Consider the following 8,894-nt stretch of genomic DNA (forward strand, 5'->3'; position numbering starts at 1 on the left):
GCCGTCATTATTGTAATCGGCAGATGTTACCCCCTTCACAAAATCGTTAATTTGGCAATTGGCCTTTTGAGCCATTTCTTTAAAAGTACCATCATGACTATTCATATAAAGTGCCGACGGATGGTTGCTGTTAGGGTCGGTTCCGCCATGGCTTTCCATCCCGATAAAAACATCAAGCCAGCCATCGTTATTGAAATCGGCCCACACAGCAGTTTGCGTAGGATGCATAAATTTGAGGCCGGCTGCAATGGTAACGTCGGTAAACCTGCCATTGCCGTTGTTTTTAAGCAACGAACTTGGCTGGTTGCCAAAACCATCCCGAAGCCAGCCTCCCCGCATTATAAAAATATCAGGCCGGCCATCGTTGTTATAATCGGTTTGTTCAATATTAAGACCGCCAACCACGTCTTGCAAGCCACTTTGAGTGGTGCGGTCGCTGAAGGTGCCATCACCGTTGTTATGAAAATAGTGCATGTGATCTTGCAGATCCATTCCTGTAGTAATAATGTCTATATAACCGTCGCCGTCAAAATCATCGGCTATGGAGCCGCCCGCCCTGCTATTCAGGTTTATACCAACATTTGCTGCTACATCTGTAAATGGCTTCACTTTATATGGCCCATCGTCGGCATTTAAATTAGGGATCAAATATTGGGCAGGAACTTGATCTGGATAACGACCTAATGTCATATAAGCTACATTTAACAGCCACCGTGACTGGGCATCGTGGGAGTTACTTTTCAAAATATTTTCCAGTGTTTCAATTGCTTGCAGCGATCCTGTTTGAGCTTGATGTATGCCCGCTCCTTTAATAGGGAATATGCACGATGAGCCGTTATGGCCGAGCATACAATTGGCACGTTCTCCCAAACGCATATAGGCTACTGCCTGATCGGGTTTTATATTTACGGGGTTCATGTAAGGTGGCAGCTTTGAAATTTTTGCGTATATATCAACAGCCTGCTGTTCATGACCTTCCTGTAATTCAAACAAAGCTTTTTTTGTCAACAATTGAACATCATAGTTTGGAGAATCAGCCTTTAACAGCGAATCGCAGGCAGCAAGCCGGGCATCAGAACTAAAAATATTTTGAGGATTATAATTTCGCTTTTTGAGCTGTTGCAGCAAGTCTGCCATTTTCATCGGGGCGTGTGGCTTACATGATATTATTAAACCACAAATACCTAAAGCAAAAAAACCGGTCATTCTTGCAAATCGTGATAACATGATAAATTATTAAAAAATCGATACGGATTGCTGTTCCTAATCTATGAATGGCTACCAGACGTATTTCACCTGTAAAACCAATCGAAATACAAACAAATTACAGCCGATAACACAGGTTAAGAAACCATTACCAAAGATAAACAGCTATGATACCTTCAAACACAACGTTTGTTTATATTCATATAACATCTGTATAAACTTCGTGAACTCTTTCGATATTCCCGGGGAACAACAGCGAAATCATGTTCATAAATTCGACAGGGCGCTTGATCTGTCGTTCATTAATACCGTAGTTAAAAATTAACCACAGACCAGTAGGCCTTTTTGCGTTGCCTGTTTTCGTCAAACAATAAAGGATAGGCTTTGATAACCGCACGGGGCGTATTTAAGCCTGCGCCAGCCCCGCCCATTACCCCGCCGCCTCTCCCATCCAACCAGCTGTATCTGTCAGATACATTCCAGAAAGTAACACTTGTTATAAACTTTTTATATTGCCTGAAAATTTCGAACGCCATTTTGTATTGCGCTATTTGCCTCGCTTCCAATTCCGGTGTATAACCCGGATCAATTGTTGGCTGCATAGTGGTGGCCTGGGCCGTTGGTTTTGGTAAGCGGATGGTAATATCCAATTCGGTAAATTGCACTTTTAAACCCAGCGAAGTTACTTCATCCAAAGCCTTGCGCAATTCGTCGGGTGATGGGTCATTCAACTTCCAATGCGCCTGCATGCCCACCCCATCAATCGGCACGTGGTCCTCAATCAATTTTTTCAACAATTTATATATCTTTTCTCTCTTTACCGGATGTTCGCTGTTATAATCATTGTAGTATAGCTTGGCCTGCGGATCGGCTTCATGCGCATATTTAAAGGCCGCCGCTATAAAGTCGGGGCCATTGCATATTTTGTACCAGTTGCTTTTACGATATATCTGCGTTGTATCATCGCTGTCATCAACGGCCTCATTAACCACATCCCAGGCATAAATTTTCCCTTTATATCTTCCTGCAACAGCAAAAATATGTTCCCTTAAACGCTGTAACAGCAATTCTTTGGTAACCGGCCCTCCGTTTGGCCCCTTAAACATCCATGCAGCTTCCTGATTGTGCCAGCATAAGTTGTGCCCGCGTATTTTAATATGATGGCTCACTGCAAAGTCAACAATTTTATCGGCATTTTTCCAATTGTAAACGTCTTCTGATGGATGTATCGGCCCCATCTTCATATCGTTCTCGGGCGTTATACTGTTAAATTCCCTGACAATTAATGCAGAATCAGGACCACGCAAGGATGCCATACTACCCGCTACACCCATTGGAAAATAGTTTTTATAATAATCTTTTAAACCCTTATCCGGATGATCGGCAATAGTACCTGTCTGGAATGATGAAGCCACCTGATGTTTTGGTGTACATTGAACAAACGATAAAATAATAAAAGCAATTGCCGGGAGCAGGATACCCCGATTAGTTTTTTTATTGACAGTTGAAAAATTCATGGATCATTAATGTTTTTATTGAAAATGTTTACTGTGTATACATCGCCAAGGGTTGTTCATCTTTAACGGGTTAAAGTTTAACGGTGTCTTTAAGCTTGTAACCCAACAAGGAAAGCATCGCCTCACCATATCGTTTTCCTAATAACCTGTATCCCTCGGCAGTAAAATGCAAATGATCGGAGGAGCAGGCGCAACCTGCAGAAGAAATAACGTATGAATTAGCAACTGTTTGAGGCAGCGTTGCAATAATCTTGTTCATGTTAGCGCAAGCACCTCCCTGGTCAGCATTTACTAACTCGCCTGCAAGTAAAGGCACTTTTTTAGACTTCAGGTTTAAATCCCTGATCAAATTATCATAAATTCCCTTTACTTTTCTTGTCCATAGCGTATCGTTAGGATTCGATTCTCCCTGGTGTAACAAAACACCTTTAATTATACCTGATTTTTGAGCTAATCTGGCCAGTTCTATCAACCTAGCGTAGGGGTTCCCACCATATTCAGCCACTATACCTTTCATCCAGCCGGGGGCCGTTGCAAGATATGATTGATAACTATCCTTTTCAAAAACTTCGATTTTGGCACCGGCGACAGAGACATTTATAATGCCGACCCTTATTTTTTCGGGAAGGTTAGCCACCAAAGTCCGGCCGAAATAATCTGCCGGTGTTAAACCCGTTTTGCACCTCACCAATGGCGATACGGCCGTATACCAAGTATCTTTTATCCGGCCTCTGTCTGCACAATCGACAGCCTGTAACATCCGGAACCTGCTATCAACAGCGGTAGTATCCTCGGCTTCAATTCTCGCATTACCCTCCATATTTGACTGGCCAAAGCAGATAAATATGTAAAAATTCTTGTCTTGCGAAAAACTTTTCAGACTCAACAATATGAGGCATGTCACCGCCATTAATCTAAGCTTCATTTTCATGTTTGACCTCAATTTTTGAATATCAGGCTTGCAAACTGGTTTAAGGAGCGCCTCCAGGATTGCCACTCATGTGCAGTGCCCGGCGATTCGTAAAACACCTGCTTAATGCCAGCCTTTTCAAGCGCCTCGTGAAAGCCCTTTACTGTGGTTTGCATCCTTTCCGGCTCGGTAGTTCCAACACTTAAATAGAGCACCTTAACTTTTTTGTTAAAGTCATTTGCATCGGCAAATACGCCATTGTACATTTTAGTAATATCGGTGCCTGGCTGCATGAAGCCCGCGCCGCTAAAACCTCCCACATAGGCAAACTTGTCAAGGTTGGTCATGGTARTTTGAAAGGTTTGAAACCCGCCCATTGAAAGCCCTGCCATAGCACGGTGATCGCGATCAGCAAGCGTTCTGAATTTTGCATCAACCATCGGGATAATTCCCTTTACAAGCACATCCGGAAAAACATTGCCCGCCATGCTCATTCCCCGGGGCGTGCTGGTTACCGGCTGTGTTGGATCTGTGGCATATCCCCTATCCATAACAACTATCATAGGCGTTGCCTGTTTCCCGGCAAACAAGTTGTCCAATATAAAATTCATTTTACCTTGTGCAGGCCAGCCGGTTTCGTCTTCGCCCGAACCATGTTGTAAGTAAAGTACCGGATATCTCTTTTCGGTTTGTATATCATAACCGGGGGGCGTGTATACGTTTGCCCGCCTCCATGCCTTTGTTATGTTTGAATAGTAGTTTACTGAACGCACTTCGCCATGAGGTACGTCCTTTATTGTATAAAAATCGCCTTCCGGATCAGGAATATCAATACCACTTGCCATTCTCCCCATACCGTAAAAAGTTTGACTGGCGGGGTCGACAACGGATACGCCATCAATTATCAAAGAATAGTAATGGAATCCTAATACAATTGGGTCGGTAGTAACTGTCCAATACCCCCCGGTGTCCTTAGTCATTGGGTATTTTTTCAATAGGTCAATCTGAACACTCTTCGCCTCCGGTGCCTTTACACGAAAAAAAACTGTATTGTCTGGAAATATTTGCGGGAACTTTACGCCCGGAATATTAGTGGGCGCCGGTATACCTACTTCCTTATAAGAATATTCGGGGAATGTGGAAACATTTACTGGCTTAAAAATCAGTTGTGAAAACATATACAAGCCGTTTTTCCAAACCTTAAAGTTATGAACACCCGGCTCTATATAGTAGATATGTGGCACTTTTTTCTCTGCCAGGTAATCGTGAGTTCGTTTGCTGAATGCGATTAGCCCGTCGCTTGATCCACATGATATCCAAAGTAATTTTAGCTTACTTTTTACCGCTTCGGGGTTGGGCAGCAACTCTTCAGGCTTTTTGGTATTAGGCGCTGAAGAAAAACCACCAACCCATGAAAATACGTCGAGGTTTCCCAAGCCGAAATTTAATGATTGCCCCCCGCCCATTGAAAGGCCGGCCACTGCCCTGTGGTCTTTATCAGTATATACGCGGTATTTACTATCAATAAATGGTATCAGATCGTTCAGCAGATCTTTTTCAAAAACGGCAAATCCTTGTACCTTATCGGGTGCCATTATATTTCCCGTAGCGCGGTCATCCTTTATAGCCCTACCATTCGGCAACACTACTATCATGGGTACAATTTTACCTTGTGCATAAAGGTTATCCAATATAACCTGGGGACTACCGCCGTTATACCATTCTTTTTCATCGCCACCAATACCATGCAAAAGATACAACACGGGATATTTTTTGCTTTTAGAATATCCGGGAGGCGTATAAATAAGCGCACGGCGGGTATTCCCCACGGTTTTTGATTGATAAGTGACGGTATCAATTTTGCCATGCGGAATATCTGTACGAAACACATCAAAACCGGCTCTTGCCTGGTTGACTATATCTTGTGCGTAAACTGGTATGCTAAACAAAAGAACGGCACATGCCGCAAAAAAAAATCGCTTAAAATATTTTAATCTGTTCATTGTTAATATTTTTATAGGTAAATAAATTGTCAGTTGGTTTGTGGTTGTATTAGCTGGTATTTGCCGCTCAGGTGCATCAGGCTGAATAAATACAACAAGCCGTCATAATATGGATCGAAATATCCATCTGCATAAGGCTCAAGCTTAGCGTTCCAAAGAGGCTTAACGAAATCGAATTTTGTATCATCGGCTATCATTAGCGAGGCCGCGGCAGAGGTAGCCACCAATCCCAATGAATGCCTTAATTTTCTAACTCCTCCTGCGGGTAGAATAAAGGCAGGCGTGGATCCATCTGTATTAAACTGATCCTGGAAATCATTTATTCCCTTTGATCGTAAAAAGTTTTGAAAGCGCTTCGCATAATTTTGCTGCCACTTTTTGTCTTTCCCGAACCACACATAATCCATTGCGATGTTCATTGGTACCCGCCAGGAGTCGAAACGAAAAGCCGACTGCATTMGCTTTCCGCCGAGTGATTTACCATTAAAATCTGTGTTATCAGGGTTGAGTGCTGTAACGGGATCGCAGGCCCTGTGTAAAAACGCTCTTGCGGTATCTGCACAGTCCCGGTAAAATTGTTCATGGCCGTCTTTTGCATAAAGCGCCCATACTTCGTAAAACGAAGGCAAATGATAGGAAGGGTCGGTCCATCCATATCCGGCACCTTCGGGCACAAAGGAAATTTGTCTCGCCGCAATGTTTATTAAAGGATGAACATTCCCGGTACCGTCTTTTTTCCACATGGCATCCAGTATTCTCCTGGCCTCGCCATAATAATCAATACCTGTACTATTTCCCCATCGGTTGGAGGCAAAAAGCAAGTCGGTGATATAATATAATTCTCCGTCGGATGCAGAACCTTCCGAATTATGCTTCATCGTTTGAGGATTAATGCTCCAGGCAAAATAACCTTCGCTTGGTCCGTCCTGGTGTTGAAGATATTTTTTTGACCAACGCCATATACGGTCAAAAACATCTTTTTTATTAAGCTGCACAGCGATCATCATACCATATGAAAGGCCCTCGGTTCTGGCATCGTGGTTTTTCACATCAGACACATATGCCATTGAATCGCCCACCTCGAAATAAACTTTGTTGGGGCCTTCAAACACATCATGATAAGCCATCGCGACTTTAATGTTGATATCACCCTTGTTATATCCCGCTTCATGAAAAAGATTCGGATAAATGCCGGAAGCAAAGGCCCCTTTACCCGGCACCTTTTTTAAAACTTTCTGACTTTGACTATTTGCCAAAGCAGGCAGCAAAGCAACTATTACATACAATAACACTATTTTTTTCATACTCACGTTGTGGTTTAATAAAGATTTTGTCTAACTATTTTTCTCATGGGGTTAATAACTAAAAGCAACCTTACTTACCAGGAAACCTGATGCTTTTAATAAAGATAGCTTGTGGAATGCCAGCAGGATACCGCACAAAAACGTCATGTTGCCCAGTAACATTTTTAAGCCGCTCGCTGAATGTTTTATATTTACCGCTGCCAGTAGCATTTAGCGGTATTGTGGCTATCAATTTACCGGTCCGAAGATCATCCAGCCAAATTTGAAGCCTGCCTTTGCGTTTTGAGGAAGCAACTACCTGGACCGAAGACGGCGACTGACTTCCGATTTCCACACCGGATATCATAAACCATCCGCCATACAAAGATGTATTGGTTACCATTTTCCACTTCCCTTTATTAACAGTTGTTATTCCATAGTAATTACGATAGCCTGCTGCAGGTAATAAGGAGGTCCCGTCTTTGCAAATAAAACGATCAAAGTCTGCAGGCCTGCCCTCTGCAAATAACCCTACACTTGTCCCTACCCATGAATTAAAATTTGGTTGGGTTTCATCAACTTTAACCGCGTTAATTGGCCGGCCTAAAGAAATCCAGGCTTTTCCGTCGCCGCTATAATATCCGGTTAGCTTGTGGCCGTTTCTTTCCAGTTTAAGCCAAACGATGTTTCCGAAGATGTTTGGGGCGCTCCGAGTCGCGGTGTCCATTGTAAAAACAATTTTCCTTCCATTGTTGTAACCGCTGTAAAGCCTCACCACCACCGCCTGGTTTCCGTTAGTAAGATAAATACCAGCCTTAACGCTGTCATTGGTTGCACGCAGGTCAACCTTTGTAACAGCAGAATAATAGTGGTCCGTTTCCTTTTGAACAAGGTGTGTTCGGGCAGAATCGGGCGTAAGCCTTATCCATCCCCTCCGCGCGGTAAGCGAATAAGAGGCTGACGCTTTTTTGGTGAGGAAATGCCAATTCAGGCTTAATTCACCGCTATCAAAATAATCTGTTTTCACACTTGTCCATGAAATACCCGACTGTGGCAGGTTCGGTTTCAAGATAGGTGAGGCGGTTGGCGCCATGCCCCAGGGCCTGTCGCCCTCCCATGTTACGGGATAAAGAGCGGTTTGGCGTCCGGCACCTGACCAATCGTCGCCGTCGTACTTCTCATAGCTCTGTCCGATAGTCCACCAGGTGCCATCGGCTAATTGAACGGGAGCTGAAATGTGGTTAGGACGACGAAAACCTGTCTTACTATCGGTAACCGGTTTAAAAAAATCACCCAGCCTTTCCCATTTTGTCGAATCGCCTGTCAATGATCTTCCTCTTAAAACATATTGTCCGCCTGTAACATCACCAGCCGGAAAGTAATAATAATAGCCATTGCGTTTACACATTACGGGGCCTTCTGCCCAGCTATACTGTAGCTTTGCGTTTACCCAGTCGAGATTAATCACACTTTCTGTTAATTGCCCATCCTTACCCAAGGCTTGCAAACGATTAACTTTTTGACCGTTTTTTATCACCATATACGGTTTTCCGTCATCATCCACAAAAATTGAGTTGTCATAACCAAGATTACCTGTTTCAGGATTAGACTTTACTTGTACGGGACTTGACCACGGCCCTTTAGGGGAGCTTGCCTTACAAAACCACTGCCCTCCGGCCGAAAAATATATCCAGTAGGAGCCGTAAAAATAGGTTATGGCACCCTGCCAGATCCCGGCTGAAGGCCGGTCATTAACCCAGGCCGCTTTTGATGATGGGAGCACTCTGCTTATTACTTCCCAATGAACAAGATCTTTTGAGTGATAAATGGGCAGATAGGGATTAAAATGAAAGGAAGATCCGCAGTGATAAAAATCATCTCCCACTTTAAGTAAGGTGGGGTCCGGGTGGTCGCCAGGTAAAACTGGATTCACATAGGTGTTAACTGTTTGATAAAACACAGCGGAATCTGGCAT

General features: G+C 43.5%; 6 protein-coding genes. All 6 read right to left on the reverse strand.

The features are described 5' to 3' along the window. Positions 1 to 1,227 (reverse strand): FG-GAP-like repeat-containing protein (locus AC1DPZ_RS17125; RefSeq protein WP_477405563.1); only part of this gene is annotated, 1,227 nt, incomplete at its 3' end. Positions 1,228 to 1,520: 293 nt separating this feature from the next. Next, entirely contained in the window at positions 1,521 to 2,723 is a 1,203-nt protein-coding gene (locus AC1DPZ_RS17130; RefSeq protein WP_477405565.1) for an endo-1,4-beta-xylanase, read from the reverse strand. Between the two features lie 70 nt (positions 2,724 to 2,793). Then, positions 2,794 to 3,648, reverse strand: a complete 855-nt coding sequence (locus AC1DPZ_RS17135) for a sialate O-acetylesterase (protein ID WP_477405567.1) — start codon at positions 3,646 to 3,648, stop codon at positions 2,794 to 2,796. Positions 3,649 to 3,662: 14 nt separating this feature from the next. After that, positions 3,663 to 5,636: an alpha/beta hydrolase-fold protein gene (locus tag AC1DPZ_RS17140; RefSeq protein WP_477405569.1), complete on the reverse strand. Its 1,974-nt coding sequence runs from the start codon at positions 5,634 to 5,636 to the stop codon at positions 3,663 to 3,665. 29 nt (positions 5,637 to 5,665) lie between these two features. Then, on the reverse strand, positions 5,666 to 6,940 hold the full coding sequence (locus AC1DPZ_RS17145) for a family 8 glycosyl hydrolase (RefSeq protein ID WP_477405571.1): 1,275 nt from the start codon (positions 6,938 to 6,940) through the stop codon (positions 5,666 to 5,668). 70 nt (positions 6,941 to 7,010) lie between these two features. After that, positions 7,011 to 8,894, reverse strand: a 1,884-nt coding sequence (locus tag AC1DPZ_RS17150) for a family 43 glycosylhydrolase (RefSeq protein WP_477405573.1), incomplete at its 5' end; no start/stop codon positions are given.

Source organism: Mucilaginibacter sp. P4_G9 (genome assembly GCF_056400985.1).